The 16,925-nt window shown below is 39.8% G+C and carries 20 protein-coding genes; 11 read left to right on the top strand and 9 right to left on the bottom strand.

What is annotated here, in order from left to right; genetic code table 11:
- Positions 1-140: 140 nt before the first annotated feature.
- From ACERDH_RS02845 to ACERDH_RS02825, 5 genes are all read right to left on the bottom strand, one after another.
- Entirely contained in the window at positions 141-773 is a 633-nt protein-coding gene (locus tag ACERDH_RS02845) for a GNAT family N-acetyltransferase (RefSeq protein ID WP_084924594.1), read from the bottom strand.
- A 135-nt stretch (positions 774-908) separates the two neighbouring features.
- The gene (locus tag ACERDH_RS02840; RefSeq protein ID WP_000767189.1) at positions 909-1,208 is read right to left on the bottom strand and encodes a DUF1827 family protein; all 300 of its coding nucleotides are present in this window, start codon (positions 1,206-1,208) and stop codon (positions 909-911) included.
- A gap of 58 nt (positions 1,209-1,266) precedes the next feature.
- Entirely contained in the window at positions 1,267-1,719 is a 453-nt protein-coding gene (locus tag ACERDH_RS02835; RefSeq protein ID WP_020902950.1) for an NUDIX hydrolase, read from the bottom strand.
- 129 nt (positions 1,720-1,848) lie between these two features.
- A complete protein-coding gene (locus ACERDH_RS02830; protein ID WP_000882498.1) occupies positions 1,849-4,107 on the bottom strand; it encodes an ATP-dependent Clp protease ATP-binding subunit in 2,259 nt (752 codons plus the stop codon).
- 229 nt (positions 4,108-4,336) lie between these two features.
- Complete coding sequence (locus tag ACERDH_RS02825; protein WP_000443570.1) at positions 4,337-4,567, bottom strand: DUF1797 family protein; 231 nt, start codon at positions 4,565-4,567, stop codon at positions 4,337-4,339.
- A gap of 190 nt (positions 4,568-4,757) precedes the next feature.
- On the opposite strand from ACERDH_RS02825, the gene ACERDH_RS02820 reads away from it, so the two are divergent.
- The 4 genes from ACERDH_RS02820 to ACERDH_RS02805 all read left to right on the top strand — a co-directional run bounded on the left by ACERDH_RS02820 (position 4,758) and on the right by ACERDH_RS02805 (position 8,202).
- Positions 4,758-5,441 (top strand): amino acid ABC transporter permease, encoded by a 684-nt coding sequence (locus ACERDH_RS02820; RefSeq protein WP_004256547.1) that lies wholly within the window; start codon positions 4,758-4,760, stop codon positions 5,439-5,441.
- Positions 5,441-6,175, top strand: coding sequence for an amino acid ABC transporter ATP-binding protein (locus ACERDH_RS02815; RefSeq protein ID WP_386682290.1), 735 nt, complete (start codon positions 5,441-5,443; stop codon positions 6,173-6,175). Before ACERDH_RS02820 ends, ACERDH_RS02815 begins: the two co-directional genes overlap by 1 nt.
- A 177-nt stretch (positions 6,176-6,352) precedes the next feature.
- Entirely contained in the window at positions 6,353-7,210 is an 858-nt protein-coding gene (locus ACERDH_RS02810; protein ID WP_386682293.1) for a bifunctional methylenetetrahydrofolate dehydrogenase/methenyltetrahydrofolate cyclohydrolase, read from the top strand.
- Positions 7,211-7,350: 140 nt separating this feature from the next.
- A complete protein-coding gene (locus tag ACERDH_RS02805; protein WP_386682296.1) occupies positions 7,351-8,202 on the top strand; it encodes an NAD(P)H-hydrate dehydratase in 852 nt (283 codons plus the stop codon).
- A gap of 24 nt (positions 8,203-8,226) precedes the next feature.
- On the opposite strand, the gene ACERDH_RS02800 is transcribed toward ACERDH_RS02805, so the two are convergent.
- Complete coding sequence (locus ACERDH_RS02800) at positions 8,227-8,412, bottom strand: hypothetical protein (protein ID WP_001068558.1); 186 nt, start codon at positions 8,410-8,412, stop codon at positions 8,227-8,229.
- Between the two features lie 231 nt (positions 8,413-8,643).
- Here ACERDH_RS02800 and rpiA point away from each other — a divergent pair, with 231 nt between their 5' ends.
- The 6 genes from rpiA (at position 8,644) to deoD (ending at position 14,238) form a co-directional block, all read left to right on the top strand.
- Complete coding sequence (gene rpiA, locus ACERDH_RS02795; protein ID WP_386682300.1) at positions 8,644-9,327, top strand: ribose-5-phosphate isomerase RpiA; 684 nt, start codon at positions 8,644-8,646, stop codon at positions 9,325-9,327.
- A gap of 23 nt (positions 9,328-9,350) precedes the next feature.
- Positions 9,351-10,562: a phosphopentomutase gene (locus tag ACERDH_RS02790; RefSeq protein WP_000033119.1), complete on the top strand. Its 1,212-nt coding sequence runs from the start codon at positions 9,351-9,353 to the stop codon at positions 10,560-10,562.
- Position 10,563: 1 nt separating this feature from the next.
- The gene (locus tag ACERDH_RS02785) at positions 10,564-11,109 is read left to right on the top strand and encodes a DUF1697 domain-containing protein (RefSeq protein ID WP_386682304.1); all 546 of its coding nucleotides are present in this window, start codon (positions 10,564-10,566) and stop codon (positions 11,107-11,109) included.
- 12 nt (positions 11,110-11,121) lie between these two features.
- The gene (locus ACERDH_RS02780) at positions 11,122-11,931 is read left to right on the top strand and encodes a purine-nucleoside phosphorylase (protein WP_386682307.1); all 810 of its coding nucleotides are present in this window, start codon (positions 11,122-11,124) and stop codon (positions 11,929-11,931) included.
- A 2-nt stretch (positions 11,932-11,933) separates the two neighbouring features.
- Complete coding sequence (locus tag ACERDH_RS02775; RefSeq protein ID WP_386682310.1) at positions 11,934-13,217, top strand: chloride channel protein; 1,284 nt, start codon at positions 11,934-11,936, stop codon at positions 13,215-13,217.
- A gap of 310 nt (positions 13,218-13,527) precedes the next feature.
- Complete coding sequence (gene deoD, locus ACERDH_RS02770; protein WP_386682313.1) at positions 13,528-14,238, top strand: purine-nucleoside phosphorylase; 711 nt, start codon at positions 13,528-13,530, stop codon at positions 14,236-14,238.
- Between the two features lie 85 nt (positions 14,239-14,323).
- Here the strand turns inward: deoD and ACERDH_RS02765 are convergent, their stop codons facing one another.
- The 3 genes from ACERDH_RS02765 to coaA all read right to left on the bottom strand — a co-directional run bounded on the left by ACERDH_RS02765 (position 14,324) and on the right by coaA (position 16,119).
- Entirely contained in the window at positions 14,324-14,842 is a 519-nt protein-coding gene (locus ACERDH_RS02765) for a DNA topology modulation protein (protein ID WP_386682316.1), read from the bottom strand.
- A gap of 52 nt (positions 14,843-14,894) precedes the next feature.
- Complete coding sequence (rpsT, locus tag ACERDH_RS02760) at positions 14,895-15,131, bottom strand: 30S ribosomal protein S20 (RefSeq protein ID WP_001274000.1); 237 nt, start codon at positions 15,129-15,131, stop codon at positions 14,895-14,897.
- 67 nt (positions 15,132-15,198) lie between these two features.
- Positions 15,199-16,119, bottom strand: coding sequence for a type I pantothenate kinase (gene coaA, locus ACERDH_RS02755; protein WP_386682319.1), 921 nt, complete (start codon positions 16,117-16,119; stop codon positions 15,199-15,201).
- A gap of 200 nt (positions 16,120-16,319) precedes the next feature.
- Here coaA and ACERDH_RS02750 point away from each other — a divergent pair, with 200 nt between their 5' ends.
- Positions 16,320-16,724 (top strand): hypothetical protein, encoded by a 405-nt coding sequence (locus ACERDH_RS02750; RefSeq protein ID WP_084926453.1) that lies wholly within the window; start codon positions 16,320-16,322, stop codon positions 16,722-16,724.
- Positions 16,725-16,925: the final 201 nt, after the last annotated feature.

Below are 16,925 nucleotides of genomic sequence, written 5' to 3'. Positions count from 1 at the left end.
TATATCCTTGTTTTCTAAGTTCATAGATCTGAACTTTATCATCATAACTCAATTTCATAATAAAACACCCCAAAAGTTAGATTTTTTCTGTCTAACTTTTGGGGTGCAGTACATCTGTGGTAAGCAGCACCAAATCTTTTTTATTTATTTATTGTTTTTAAAAATGCCCAGTTACCAATTGATTTTGATCCGTATTCTAGATCCATAAAGTCCAGTAATACATAATCGTTTTTTTCGTAGAATGAGACATTTCTAGCTGTACTAGTTATGAGTCCCAAGTGTTTACAGCCTTTTGATTTGACATAAGGTTCAATCCCTTGTGTCAGAAAAGTACTGCCTATTCCCTGCCCCTTACTTTCTATATTGACAGCTAAGGCCATCAAATACCAATCAAACTCCCCTGATTGTTCTAAATGCTTTTTGGAACGTTTTACAAAGTCAAAGTATTTAAGGAGATTTTGTGGTCGAATGTAGCGAAAAATGTTTGTTCCTCCATTTCGTAGATAGGATAGTATACAGAAATCTTTTTGTTGCAAAAGGGCGACTGCAAGTAAGTCTCCATCCTGTTCCGCAATTAAACAGTTTCCCTTCTTAATATAGACTCTAGTAAGCAGAATTTGCAACGTTTCTACAAAAGCAGGATAGGAGTCAGGTTTCTTCAAATCATCAGTTATAATCGTTAAAAAGGGATAGTCAAGAAAGGAATTGGCTAATAATTTTCCAATTTTTTCGCTTTCTTCAATTCTTGCCTCTCTATATATGATGTCTCCCATGTTTGTCTCCTTAATTATCTACAAAATCTTGTATGACAAGATTTTATAGATAAAAAATTGGAGATGATTTAAAAAGCTAAATAAACCTAATTTTGTTCCATAAGGTTCAAAGCACTTTCTAATCTCTCCAAGATTTTATTTGGTTGGAATCGAAATTCCAATTAATTTTTCTGAATAGAGGGTTTTGATATTGGCCTCATCAATAGAGTCCTTATCAATTTTACGTTTCAAGAAAAATTCTTGAATAGCTTCGATTTCAGGTTCTCGAATAGCGCGGTGTTTGTTTGAGATGAGGATTTCATAGTGAAGCGGAGCTTGGGTAAAAATAACATCGGTATTCCCTGCAGAATAGACCTCAACAAGGGTTGCGTCTGTACTTTCTAGCTGGCTTTTAACAAGTTGCGAGTGTGAGTTTGTCGTATTGATTAGCTTCATAACATTTCCTCCGATTTTCTAATTCTATTATAGCACTTTTTGAATAAAGTGGCTGGATTTAGTCAATCTTATGCTGTTTTTTCCATGATTGGATTGCCCATTTATGGCTACCACGTTTGAGATTTTCAATAGCTTCATCAATAGGGAACCAGGCAATATGATTAAAGTCTTCTAGTGGCTTTTGCACTTCTTTGAAAGAAGTTGCTTCATAGAGGTAGGCAGGATTGTAGTAGTAGGTGTCACGATGACGAGAGTAGAAATATTCGTCAGCTTGTCCGTAATAGGCACCAATTTCAGCTGTGAAGCCAAGCTCTTCAATCAATTCACGTTTTAGGGCTTCCTGATGGTTCTCACCAGCTTCAATTTCGCCACCTGGTAGGAACCAAGCGCCATTGGGTGCTTGAACAAGAACAATTTGTTTTTGTTCAGCATCAGGTATAACTGCATATACGCCATAGCGTGAAACATAGTCTGTATTCGCTTTTTTTTCTCCGAAAGTTGGGTTTGCCATTGCATTTTCCTCATTATCTATTATCTTTATTATTATCTTAATGGACAAAGGCCTAGCTGTCAAGAATTTATAGTTATTTTAGTAAAAAGGAGCAGAAAATTTTCATTTTCTACTCCTTTTCTATAGGATTTATACTTCTTTTTCAGAAGTCTTTACTTCAGCTTTTTTGGCAGATTTGATTTGAATGTTACCCTTGCTGGTCATCACTGCCTTGAGGTCTTTTTCGCTTGGATTTTCAAGGTAGTAGTCAGTGATTGCGTCCTCAATATAGTCTTGAATAGTACGACGAAGTGGGCGTGCTCCCATTTTTGGATCATAACCAAGGTCAACCAATTTTTCCTTGACCTTGTCGGTTACATCCAAATGAATGTTGTTGCTAGAAAGACGTTTGTTAACATCTGCAAGCATAAGCTCGACAATCTGAAGGAGGTTATCTTTGCTGAGAGCCTTAAATTCGATAATACCATCAAAACGGTTCATAAACTCTGGGCTAAAGAAGTTACCGAGTTCACCAAGAACAGAGTTGGTACGTCCTTCTCTAGCAGCACCAAATCCAACGCTAGCTTCTGCCTTACCTGTACCTGCATTTGAAGTCATGATGATGATGGCGTCCTTGAAGCTAACGGTACGTCCTTGTCCATCTGTTAAACGACCATCGTCCAAGACCTGGAGGAACATATGCATGACATCTGGATGGGCTTTCTCTACTTCATCCAAGAGAATAAGAGAGTAGGGATTGCGGCGGACTTTTTCAGTTAATTGCCCAGCCTCGTCATAGCCGACATAACCTGGAGGGGCACCGACTAATTTCGCCACACTGTGTTTTTCCATATATTCACTCATATCAAAGCGAATCATGCTGTCAGCAGAACCAAAGAGTTCGATAGCTAATTGTTTGGAAAGTTCTGTCTTACCGACTCCAGTTGGCCCAACGAAAAGGAAACTTCCGATTGGGCGGTTAGGGGTACCGAGACCGACACGATTACGGCGAATAGCCTTGGCAATCTTATCGACAGCATCATCTTGTCCAATAACATGAGACTTGAGGTCTTCGGCTAGATGGATGAGTTGAGATTGTTCTTTCTCTTTTAAATCACCAACAGGAATATTGGTTTTCTGCTCGATAATGTGCTCAATGGTTTTCTCACTAATGATAGGAGTATCTTGGTCTGTGACCTTTTTCTTTTGCATTTCCTTATACTTGGCAATCTGGTCACGGAAGTAGGCGGCCTTCTCAAAATCTTCTTCTCGTGTAGCTTGAGATTTAAGATTTTCAGCCTCAATCAAGCGCTGATCGATTACTTTAGGATCCACAAAATTCAAGGTCAAGTTCATCTTAGAACCAGCTTCATCTAGGAGGTCAATGGCCTTGTCAGGCAAGAAGCGATCTTGGATGTAGCGATTGGACAGAGTTGCAGCTGCTTCAATTGCAGCATCGGTATACTGAACGTGGTGGTAGTCTTCGTATTTCTTTTGAATGCCTTTGAGGATAGTAATTGTTTCCTCCACTGTTGGTTCATCCACTTTAACAGGTTGCATACGACGCTCTAGGGCTGCATCTTTTTCAATGATACGGTATTCATTGAGGGTAGTAGCACCGACCAATTGCAGCTCTCCACGAGCAAGGGCGGGCTTGAGGATATTTCCTGCATCCATATTGCCATCGCCCGCAGAACCAGCACCGACAATTTCATGGATTTCATCGATAAAGAGGATGATGTCCTCACGTTTGCGAATTTCTTCCATGAGTTTTTGCATGCGTTCTTCAAATTGTCCACGGATACCCGTTCCTTGAACTAAGCTAACCACATCCAGACGGATGACTTGTTTTCCTTGTAGTTTATGGGGAACATCTCCATCAACTATTTTCTGAGCTAGACCTTCGACAACGGCAGTTTTTCCGACACCTGGTTCACCGATAAGAACAGGATTATTCTTGGTTCTGCGATTGAGAATTTCTATGACACGGATAATCTCATCGTCGCGCCCAATAACGGGGTCAATATCTCCACGACGGGCAATTTCAGTTACGTTGATACCAAATTCTTCCAGTAGGCCTTTTTCTTGGCTTGGTGGAGGAGTTTGAGCAGGTCCACGATTTTGGGAACCATAACCGCCATTTCCACCGTAACCTCCACCTGATTGGGTTGGGGGAGTCGGAGGAGTATTGTTAGAAGGCCTGAAATTGTTTAGGTCATTGAAGAAATCACCAAAGGGATCAAAGTCACGATTGTTCAGATCCGTAATACCTTTAAAGAGGCTATTGTTAGGATCTGTCTTGATAATCTTATAGCAGTTTTGACAGAGGTCAATTTGTTTTTGTTTTCCATTGAGATTGGTATAAAGATGAATTGTTGAGTCGTTGATTTTACAGTTTTGACAAAGCATACATCTACCTCATTTCTTTCTTTAGCCTGCCCTGTTTAAAGGTCAAAAATAGTCAAAATTCTATACTCTCATTATAACAGGATTGGGGTGTAAAGCAAGTAAAAAGATTGTAGCTTTGAGAAGTTGTTACAATGAAAATCTTCGTGGATTTGGACTATAAAAAAATCCTATTTGTGAGACAAAAAGGATTTTGGTTAGACATGCAGGGGCAATCCCAGCTTGTTTTATATTAGTAAAGGAGTTCGTAAATCTCCATTGCAATCAAGTCAATGCTGTCAAACGTATAAGTTTCACGAGCTTCGACATCACGAAGGGTAAAGATTGAACCGTTTTCTTCGTCGTGGCTGTATGCAACTTCTGCAACAACAACTCCTTCGCGTTCAAAATTACGTTTTAAATTTCCGCCGTCTTTTGCCATTGCTTCAAGGCGGTTGATGATTCTAACCAAATGTGATTCCATTTTGATTCTCCTTCATTTCTTATCGTTACTATTTTACCATAAAGGAGGCCAACTTGCCTAGAAAAAACTAAGATTTCTCGCTAATTCTACTAGCTTAAAGTTTTTTTGAATAAATTAGACAAAAGATTTGAATTTTAATTCAGTTGATGTTATAATCATACAGTATTCTATTTTAGAAAGCAGTGTGACTATGAATTTTTCTTTTTTACCTAAGTATTTACCTTATTTTAACTATGGGGCTGTTGTGACGGTTCTCATTTCTATCTGTGTTGTCTTTTTGGGAACTATTTTGGGTGTTGTCTTGGCTTTTGGGCAACGTTCAAAGTTTAAACCGCTTGTTTGGCTAGCCAACTTGTACGTTTGGATTTTCCGCGGGACGCCAATGATGGTTCAGATTATGATTGCCTTTGCTCTTATGCATATCAATGCTCCGACTATTCAGGTTGGGATTTTAGGTGTTGACCTTTCTCGTCTGATTCCAGGGATTTTGATTATTTCTATGAACAGTGGTGCTTATGTTTCTGAGACTGTTCGGGCTGGGATTAATGCGGTTCCTAAGGGGCAGTTAGAGGCGGCCTATTCTTTAGGGATTCGTCCTAAAAATGCGATGCGCTATGTGATTTTGCCACAAGCTATCAAAAATATTTTGCCAGCATTGGGGAACGAATTTATCACTATTATCAAGGATAGTTCCCTCTTATCAGCTATCGGTGTTATGGAGTTGTGGAATGGAGCTACAACAGTTTCTACAACAACCTATCTACCTTTAACACCACTTTTATTTGCAGCCTTTTACTACTTGATTATGACCTCTATTTTGACAGTAGCCTTGAAAGCTTTTGAAAAACGAATGGAACAAGGAGATAAAAAATAATGACAGAAACCTTGATAAAAATTGAAAATTTACATAAATCCTTTGGAAAGAATGAAGTATTGAAGGGCATCAACCTCGAGATTAAAAGAGGAGAAGTTGTCGTTATCATCGGTCCTTCAGGGAGCGGGAAATCTACCTTGCTTCGCTCTATGAATTTGTTGGAAGAAGCGACCAAGGGGAAGGTTATCTTTGAGGGAGTCGATATTACGGACAAGAAGAATGACCTCTTTGCCATGCGTGAGAAGATGGGCATGGTTTTCCAACAATTTAATCTCTTTCCTAATATGACTGTGATGGAAAATATCACCTTGTCTCCTATCAAGACCAAAGATGAAAGTAAGGAAGTTGCAGAGAAGAGAGCTCAGGAACTTTTGGAAAAAGTTGGTTTACCAGATAAGGCAACTGCTTATCCACAGAGTTTGTCAGGTGGTCAGCAACAGCGGATTGCCATTGCGCGTGGTTTGGCAATGGAACCAGATGTTTTACTCTTTGACGAGCCGACTTCAGCCCTGGACCCTGAAATGGTAGGTGAGGTGTTGGCGGTTATGCAAGACCTAGCCAAGTCAGGAATGACCATGGTTATCGTAACTCATGAAATGGGATTTGCGCGTGAGGTGGCAGACCGTGTTATCTTTATGGCAGACGGTGTGGTTGTTGAAGATGGAACACCAGAACAGATTTTTGAACAAACCCAAGAACAACGGACTAAGGACTTCTTGAGTAAGGTTTTATAAGTTAGCTTTGTGGAGTTGTTAGCAGTCAACTTCATATATAAAATATAGATTAGGGAAAAGCTCGATTAGAGCTTTTTCTTATAGTTTGAAACTATAAGGTTGCCTAAGAAAGAAGTGTTAGAGGGTGCTGGCAGTTTTTGGTATAATGGAAGATATTTGAAAGAAAAGAGAAGTGATATGACAAAGATTATTGATGGGAAGGCTCTGGCAGCTAAGTTACAAGGACAGCTGGCTGAAAAGACTGAAAGATTAAAGGAAGAGACAGGTCTAGTACCTGGTTTGGTAGTGATTTTAGTTGGGGATAATCCAGCAAGCCAAGTCTATGTTCGCAACAAGGAACGTTCTGCCCTTGCGGCTGGTTTCCATAGTGAAGTAGTGCGAGTTCCATATACCATTACTCAAGAGGAATTGTTAGACTTGATTGCCAAATACAACCAAGACCCAGCTTGGCATGGGATTTTGGTTCAGTTACCTTTACCCAAACATATCGATGAAGAAGCAGTTTTGTTGGCCATTGACCCAGAAAAGGATGTGGATGGTTTCCATCCCCTAAACATGGGGCGTCTTTGGTCTGGTCACCCAGTCATGATTCCTTCTACACCTGCAGGAATTATGGAAATGTTTCATGAATACGGGATTGACTTGGAAGGTAAAAATGCGGTCGTCATCGGTCGTTCCAATATCGTCGGAAAACCTATGGCTCAGCTTCTGTTGGCCAAAAATGCGACAGTAACATTGACCCATTCACGAACTCATAACCTTGCAAAGGTAGCTTCCAAGGCAGATATTCTTGTAGTAGCAATTGGCCGTGCCAAGTTTGTGACTGCTGACTTTGTCAAACCAGGTGCGGTAGTCATTGACGTTGGGATGAACCGCGATGAAAATGGGAAGCTCTGTGGGGATGTGGATTATGAGGCAGTTGCACCACTTGCTAGTCATATTACACCAGTTCCTGGAGGTGTAGGTCCTATGACCATTACTATGCTGATGGAGCAAACCTATCAGGCTGCACTTCGGACATTGGATAGAAAATAAGAGAAAAATTCGCTGAAGAGAGTTTATTCTCGATAGCTATATCTAAAATGGCAGAAATGAATATTAATTTTTAGAAATAAGATTACAAAAGGAGGTCTGCGCCTCCTTTTTGTTGTATAATAAAGTGAGAGGAAAAAAGGATGAAAGTGATTGATCAAGCTCTACTAGAAAAAGTCATTATTGAACGTTCTCGTACAAGTCATAAAGGAAATTATGGTCGTCTGCTCTTGCTTGGTGGGACTTATCCTTATGGTGGTGCCATCATCATGGCTGCTTTAGCAGCTGTAAAAAGCGGTGCAGGATTGGTGACCGTCGGAACGGACAGGGAAAATATTCCAGCTCTGCACAGCCATTTACCTGAGGCTATGGCCTTTTCTCTTCAAGACCAGCAGTTGCTAAAAGAGCAATTGGAGAAGGCAGAAGTGGTCTTGGTGGGGCCTGGTTTACGAGACGATGCTTTTGGAGAAAATCTAGTAAAACAAGTCTTTGTTAATTTAAGCCAAAATCAGATTTTGATTGTAGATGGTGGTGCCCTGACCATTCTTGCTAGAACAAGTTTGTCATTTCCATCTAACCAGCTTATCCTAACTCCCCACCAAAAAGAATGGGAAAAGTTGTCTGGTATTGCTATTGAAAAGCAAAAAGAAGATGCAACGGCTAGTGTCCTAACTTCCTTCCCTCAAGGAACAATTTTGGTAGAGAAAGGTCCAGCTACTCGTATTTGGAAAGCTGGCCAATCTGATTATTACCAGTTACAGGTTGGCGGTCCCTATCAGGCGACTGGGGGAATGGGAGATACTCTTGCTGGAATGATTGCAGGATTTGCAGGCCAATTCCGACAGGCCAGTCTCTACGAGCGTGTAACTGTAGCGACTCATCTTCATTCAGTTATTGCTCAAGAACTAGCTCAAGAAAATTATGTGGTCTTGCCGACACAAATCAGCTCTTATCTGCCTAAAATAATGAAAAAAATATCTCAAAAAGGCACCTGATAGTTTCAGGCGCCTTTATATTTTTTAGAAAAATCCTTTAATCTTTCCAACGAGGCCATCTAGACCTTCAGACCCAGAAATCAACTGCTGAGCTTGAGAGAAGTATTCTCCAAGCTGTTCTTGATTTTCTGCAACAAATGTTTTTGCAGCTTCGAAATCTTTTGTTTCGATTAGCTCTTTTACTTGATTAAACAAATCTAATGGGTTCATTTTATTTCTCCTTTTCTGTACTTAACTATTTAATCATCTTTATGATAAAAAATCAACTGTTGCTGCTTTGGGCTAGGACATGTTTTTATCTACAAGTTCTCATAACTAAGATTCTAACTACCAAAACAAGGTGGACATAAAAATAAAAATGTTCGGGTTTTTCTAGTGTATCCATGAAATAAAAACGGATACATGTTATAATAGAAATAGCTCTTTAATGGAGGTGTTTGAGTGGAAAATCTGAAGAAAATGGCAGGCATCAAGGCTGCTGAGTTTGTCAAGGATGGCATGGTTGTCGGACTGGGAACGGGTTCTACTGCCTACTATTTTGTCGAAGAAATTGGTCGTCGTATCAAGGAAGAGGGATTGCAGATTACAGCAGTAACAACTTCTAGTGTGACTAGTAAACAGGCTGAAGGTCTTAAGATCCCACTCAAGTCTATTGACCAAGTAGACTTTGTCGATGTGACGGTTGATGGCGCGGATGAAGTGGATAGTCAGTTTAACGGAATCAAAGGTGGTGGGGGCGCCCTTCTCATGGAGAAGGTTGTGGCAACGCCCTCAAAAGAATACATTTGGGTGGTGGATGAAAGCAAGCTGGTAGACAAACTAGGTGCTTTTAAATTGCCAGTAGAAGTGGTTCAGTATGGTGCAGAGCAAGTTTTTCGTCGTTTTGAGCGAGTTGGCTACAAACCAAGTTTCCGTGAAAAAGATGGTCAACGTTTTGTGACAGATATGCAGAATTTTATCATTGACCTTGCCTTAGATGTCATTGAAAATCCAATTGCCTTTGGGCAAGAATTGGACCATGTCGTTGGTGTTGTAGAACACGGCTTATTTAACCAAATGGTAGATAAGGTCATCGTTGCTGGACAAGATGGAGTTCAGATTTTAACTTCAACAAAATCAAAATAATCAAAATAATAAGGAGATACACTATGTCAAAATTTAATCGTATTCACTTGGTGGTACTAGATTCTGTGGGAATTGGTGCTGCACCAGATGCTAATAACTTTGTCAATGCAGGGGTTCCAGATGGGGCTTCTGACACATTGGGACACATTTCTAAAACAGTTGGTTTGAATGTGCCAAACATGGCTAAAATCGGCCTAGGAAATATTCCTCGTGAAACTCCTCTTAAGACTGTACCGGCAGAAAGCAATCCAACTGGATATGCAACAAAATTAGAAGAAGTATCTCTTGGTAAGGATACTATGACTGGACACTGGGAAATCATGGGACTAAATATCACTGAGCCTTTCGATACTTTCTGGAACGGATTCCCAGAAGAAATCTTGACAAAAATTGAAGAATTCTCAGGACGCAAGGTCATTCGTGAAGCCAACAAACCTTACTCAGGAACAGCAGTTATCGATGATTTTGGACCACGTCAAATGGAAACTGGAGAGTTGATTATCTATACTTCAGCTGATCCTGTTTTGCAAATTGCTGCCCACGAAGACATCATTCCTCTGGATGAACTCTACCGTATCTGTGAATACGCTCGTTCGATTACCCTTGAGCGCCCAGCCCTTCTAGGTCGTATCATTGCTCGTCCTTATGTTGGTGAGCCAGGTAACTTCACCCGTACTGCAAATCGTCGTGACTTGGCAGTTTCACCATTTGCACCAACTGTTTTGGATAAATTAAATGAAGCTGGTATCGATACTTATGCTGTTGGTAAAATCAATGATATCTTTAACGGCGCTGGTATCAACCATGACATGGGTCACAACAAATCAAACAGCCACGGAATTGATACATTATTGAAGACCATGGGACTTGCTGAGTTTGAAAAAGGATTCTCCTTCACAAACTTGGTAGACTTTGATGCTCTTTACGGTCACCGCCGCAATGCTCATGGTTACCGTGATTGCTTGCATGAGTTTGATGAACGCTTGCCTGAAATTATCGCAGCTATGAGAGAGAATGACCTTCTCTTGATAACTGCGGACCATGGAAATGACCCAACCTATGCAGGAACAGACCACACTCGTGAATATATTCCACTTTTGGCTTACAGTCCTTCCTTTAAAGGAAATGGTGTCATTCCAGTTGGACATTTTGCAGATATCTCAGCGACTGTTGCCGATAACTTTGGTGTTGAAACTGCCATGATTGGGGAAAGTTTCTTAGATAAATTGGTATAAGATGACGCGATATGCTTTACTTGTTCGGGGCATTAATGTCGGAGGGAAAAATAAGGTTGTCATGGCGCAACTTCGTCAAGAACTGACAGAGTTGGGACTGGAAAAGGTTGAAACCTACATCAACAGTGGCAATATTTTCTTTACTTCGAGAGTTCTCAAAGACCAATTGGTTGAAAAGTTAGAGGCTTTCTTTGCAGTCCATTATCCATTTATTCAGAGTTTTTCTTTGCTGAGTCAAGAAGACTATGAAGCAGAAGTGGAGAATCTGCCAGCTTGGTGGAACGAAGATTTGGCTCGAAAAGATGTCCTCTTCTACACGGAGGGCTTGGATGTGGATCAAGTCATCGAGAAAGTGGACAGTTTGGAACTGGAAGATGAAGTGGTTCATTTTGGAAGAATTGGGATTTTCTGGGGGAAATTTTCTGAAGAATCTTACTATGCCACTGCCTATCATAAGTACTTGCTCAAGATGCCTTTCTACCGCCAAATCACCATTCGCAATGCAAAAACCTTTGACAAAATCGGTCAAATGCTTAAAAAATTATAAAGGAGACACATAATGACATTTTTAGACAAAATCAATGAAACAGCTGCTTTCCTGAAAGACAAGGGAATCCAAGCGCCTGAGTTTGGTCTAATCCTTGGATCAGGTTTGGGAGAATTGGCAGAAGAAATCGAAAATCCAGTTGTAGTAGACTATGCTGATATTCCAAACTGGGGCCGTTCAACAGTAGTTGGTCACGCTGGTAAATTGGTATATGGGGAACTTGCAGGTCGCAAGGTTTTGGCTCTTCAAGGGCGTTTCCATTTCTACGAAGGAAATCCTCTGGAAGTCGTGACTTTCCCAGTACGTGTCATGAAAGTTCTTGGATGTGAAGGTGTCATTGTAACCAATGCAGCTGGTGGTATTGGATATGGTCCTGGCACTTTGATGGCTATCTCAGACCATATCAATATGACGGGGCAAAACCCATTGATGGGTGAAAACTTAGATGAATTTGGTCCACGTTTCCCAGACATGTCTAAAGCCTACACACCAGAATACCGTGAGGTGGCTCATCAAGTGGCTAAGAAACTTGGTATCAAGCTTGATGAAGGTGTCTATATTGGTGTTACTGGTCCAACTTATGAAACACCAGCAGAGATTCGTGCCTATAAGACACTGGGAGCTGATGCAGTCGGTATGTCTACGGTTCCTGAAGTTATCGTGGCAGCCCACTCTGGCTTGAAAGTTCTCGGTATTTCATGTATTACTAACCATGCTGCAGGTTTCCAAGAAGAACTCAACCACGAAGAAGTTGTAGAAGTAACCGAACGTGTCAAAGGTGATTTCAAGGGCTTGCTGAAAGCAATTCTTGCTGAATTGTAATCATGTTAAAAGAATCGAGGAGATTTTTTCGAAAGATTCCTTATAATTTTAGATTATTCCTAGCAGTAATTCTACAAGGAATAGTTACTGGTTTATCTGGTATATTTCTCCATTATCTTTTAGAGATGGTAGAGAGTCTAGCTTTTGGTCAGTCAGAGCATCATACTGGATTTTTGACAGATGGAGTTTCCTCGTCACGGATAGGATTAAGTTTAATAATCGTGGGTCTTGGCTCAGCCTTGGTCTGGTATTTCTTGCAAAAAGGGTCGAAGATTTATTCCATAAAAGCTCAGATGAAGGATGAGACTGCACAATACAAGCTTCATTTTTTAAGACAGCTATTTCATTCAATTTGGCAGATCATTGCAGTTGGAGGGGGAGCACCTATTGGTAAAGAAGCTGCGCCACGAGAGATTGGGACTCTATTTGCAGGACCAATTGGAAATATATGTATACTGTCTATAAAGGATCGTATTTTTCTCCTTGCTTGTGGTGCTGGTGCTGGTTTAGCAGCTGTCTATCAGGTTCCATTAACGAGCGTCTTCTTTGTTTTTGAAACCCTAGGAATTGCTCTATCTATTAAACGATTTGTCTTAGTCGGTTTGACTACCTATATCTCAACCTATATAGCAGGCTTGGTTATTTCAGATCAGGCTCTCTACCAGATTTCAGCCATCACGTGGTCATTAAAGGAAATATGGATTATTCCCTTATTACTTCTTTTCTTAACCCCACTAGCTTGGCTTTTTGGTCGCTTAAGTAAGGCAGCGTCTTCAAACAGAATAAAAGATAAACGAGTACTTCTCGCATTGCCTACAGCTTTTCTTTTTCTTGTTGGATTGGCAAGTTATTTTCCACATCTACTTGGAAATGGACGGATGATGGCTCAGGAAGTATTGAATGGTAGTAGTGGCAAAACAGTACTCCTCTTGTTTATCCTAAAAGCATTGGTCGTTCTTATTACTCTTTGGGCAGGGGCCTATGGTGGTACACTTACTCCATCTTTTGCTTTGGGGATAGCTGGAGCTGCCCTCCTTGGCATAATTCTAGGTGGAGATAGTCAGTTAACCATGTTGCTTTTGGGATCTGTTTGCTTTTTATCTGTGACCTTGAGGGCTCCCTTGTCTGCAACTGGATTAGTAATAGGCTTCACGGGGATAGGTTTAGATTCTCTTCCTTATCTCTTAATAACGGCTTTCCTAGCTTATGACTTTGCAAAAATGTTAGATAGCTTTCCTTGGGGGAGCATACTGTGTCAGAAGTCAAAGAATAAAGTAATTAGGTAGGAAATGCCCATTTCTTCTAGTCAATGATTTGATTTAAAAGATTAAAAAAACTTTCAATTTATTTATAACTGTTTTAAATAAGAATGAAGTAGGCTTATTGGAGTCTTGATTGAATCCGATTTTTCCTAGCTATAAAATATAAAAATAAAAGTATATAATAGAAACATATAAAAAAGAAAGGTAGAGCGTGTGTTCTAATTTGAACACGAGCGGAAAACTCGGAAAATAGATAATCTGACTGAGAAATCAGGATTTCTCGTCAGATTCCTAATTTTCAGTCTTTTTCTTGTCGCTCTTTGTATCATAAATTATGTCTATCCATATTGCTGCTCAGCAGGGTGAAATTGCTGATAAGATTCTTCTTCCTGGGGATCCTCTTCGTGCTAAGTTTATTGCGGAGAACTTCCTTGAAGATGCTGTTTGTTTTAACGAAGTTCGTAACATGTTTGGTTATACTGGTACTTACAAGGGACACCGTGTTTCTGTCATGGGAACTGGGATGGGAATGCCATCTATTTCGATTTATGCGCGTGAGTTGATTGTTGACTACGGTGTGAAGAAATTAATCCGTGTGGGAACTGCAGGTTCTTTGAATGAAGATGTTCACGTTCGTGAATTGGTCTTGGCACAGGCTGCTGCAACAAACTCAAACATCGTACGTAACGATTGGCCACAGTACGATTTTCCACAAATCGCTAGCTTTGATTTGCTAGACAAGGCCTACCATATTGCTAAAGAACTCGGTATGACAACCCATGTTGGAAATGTTTTGTCTTCAGATGTCTTTTATTCAAACTACTTTGAAAAGAACATCGAACTTGGTAAATGGGGAGTCAAGGCTGTGGAAATGGAAGCAGCAGCACTTTACTATCTGGCAGCCAAACACCATGTTGATGCCCTTGCTATTATGACTATCTCTGATAGTTTGGTTAATCCAGACGAAGATACAACTGCAGAAGAACGCCAAAATACCTTCACCGATATGATGAAGGTTGGATTAGAAACCTTGATTGCAGAATAAAAGAAAACACAAAAGGAAAATTTTCTGGATGAAAATCTTCCTTTTTTAGTCATTCAGCCCATGCTGACCTTAATGAAACGTTACTCTATCGTCTATTTTTAAGAGATTGCAAGAAACAATCAATCTCTGCTTGAGAATAAAGAATACGCAACTTTTCTGGGTAAGTATTGCTTAAGTGTTGGTATCTTTCTTTAGCATTTTTTGTTCGTCCATCCCAAAGAATCCAGCGGATAAATTCCCAGTCAAAACGCTCAGGACAACCTGTGGCCATACTTTCTCTGACTTTTCCTTTGTATTTTAAATAGCGCTTAAAGGCTCTTAACAAACAATTCCATCGAGAGAAATTTAGAAAGATGATTTGATCTGCTTCTTTCATTCTTTCCTCATAGAAACACCAAGAGTAGTTGCCATCAATAACCCAAGATTCCTGCTTGGTGAGAAAGTTTTTCATCTCGGTCAACATCCATTCACGGTCACTGTCTTGCCAACCAGGTTGAAATTGGAGTGTGTCCATGTGAAGTTTTGGGATGGAGTAGTAGTGAGACAACTTTTCTGCTAGAGTTGACTTACCAGCACCAGAATATCCAATAATCGCGATTTTCATTTTCTACCTTTTCCTATTTGAGGACAAAAAAACAGCCTCTATGGACTGTTTCTTATTTAGCAAGTTTAGCTGAAAGACGAGCTTTGTCGCGGCTTGCTTTGTTTTTGTGAATCAAACCTTTAGTTTCTGCTTTATCGATAGCTGAGCTAGCAGCACGGAAAAGTTCTTCAGATGGGTTTGCTTCGAAAGCTTTGATAGCAGTACGCATAGCTGATTTTTGAGCTGAGTTCTTTTCGTTTTGTTTAACGTTCAATTCAGCGCGTTTGATAGCTGATTTAATGTTTGCCAATGTTCTTACCTCCATATTTACTAACTATACCATTATATCTGAAAACTCACGTTTTGACAAGGGAAAATTATTTTTTTAAGTAAATTTCATCGATTTCATGGTTCTTTGTTTTATGAAGAATTACTTCTGCACGATTTCTAGTTGGTTCAATATAATTTTGTAGATTTGTGAGATTGATACTAGTCCAGACCTGATGGGCAAAAGCTTCCACTTCCCCAATCGGCATTTGAGTAAAACGATAATAGTAGCTATCAGGGTCGTTTTGGGCTAGGCTCAGCATTTTCAAGAAACGATCCAGATACCAACTCCCAATGTCATCCACTGCAGCATCAACATAGATGGAAAAGTCAAAGAAGTCAGTGATATAGAGACGCTCGTTTTGTGGATTCTGAAAGACATTAATCCCCTCAACAATTACAAAGTCAGCAACTTTGACGCTTTGTTTTTCCTCAGGTACGATGTCGTAGACTTCATGAGAATAGACAGGTATATCTACATCTTGTCCATTTTTGATGCGATCCAAGAAGTTGAGAAGAGCTTCCATATCATAGCTTTCAGGAAATCCCTTACGATTTAAAATCCCTTGCTCAATCAAGGTCTGGTTGGGATAGAGAAAGCCATCAGTTGTTACCAACTCAACCCTAGCATCTGTAAGCGTACGAGACAGTAGGATTTGAAGTAGGCGACTGGTTGTGGATTTTCCAACGGCAACACTACCAGAAACCCCAATGATAAAAGGTTGGGATTTGCTTTCACGTTGAAGGAAAATTCCTTTTGAGAAGGCCAAATCATCCTTGGTACGCTTGTAAATCTGGATGAGATGGGCTAGGGGAAGATAGACATCGGTAACATCCTGCAGGCTAATCTGATCATTAAAACTCTTGATGGATTCTAATTCCTCTTCTGTCAAAGGAGGTGTCGTCTTTCGATGTAAAGATTGCCAAGTCTGGCGGCTGATTTTTTCAAAATGTAAAAATTCGTTGGTCATTTATTTTCCCCTAGATATTTTGTCTATCATACCATAAAAAGCTAAAAAAATAAAGCGGTTTCTTGATGATAGTAAGCCAATATCGTATAATAGAGGTAGATAGAGGATGAACAATTTATTGATGAAGTAGGAGCTGGTTTATCCTGACTTATAAGCTAATAAGGGAGGCTTTGAGGGTTACAACTTATAGGAGGTGTACTATGAAAATCTTAAAACGTTACATATTGGAACTTTGTTTTATTTTAAGTTTTGCACTACCTTTTATAAAAGGGGCGAATGCGGATAATGGTAGACGCTTTGTGGAAATCTATTACGGTTTTACTTTTTTGATGGAACATGCTATTGTAACAGCTATTTTTATCTGTTCGCTCTTGATTGCTTGCCTACTAAAAAAACGGTGGACGAAATGGTTTGCTGCTGGTAGTTATGTCTTTTTAGTTCTATGGATTGCTACAGAGGGTTATTTCTTCCGCATGTCGCTAGAAGATTTAATCCGACTTTGGACAAGTTTGGAAATCCTGACAAAAACGTATCAGTTGGGCTTTTATCTAAACATCCTGTTGGGAATTCTCTTGATAATTAAGTATCTGAAGGTTAAGCAATAGTCATAAAAATGAGCCTAATTATAGATGATAAATTTGTTGTTTTATCCTGATTATGATATTTCTAGTTCTAAATGGCTTATTATTTATAAGTGTTGAAAGAGATTGAAGAAAATGTCTTCTTGGCTAGCTTTCTTCAGTCTTTTTTGTTTTATGATCAATTTGTAAACGATTTACAATTTAAGTCAAATTATGGTAAAATAG

This window comes from Streptococcus bovismuti (assembly GCF_042436615.2).
Lineage (GTDB): Bacteria > Bacillota > Bacilli > Lactobacillales > Streptococcaceae > Streptococcus.
This window is presented reverse-complemented; position numbering and strand designations above follow the sequence as displayed.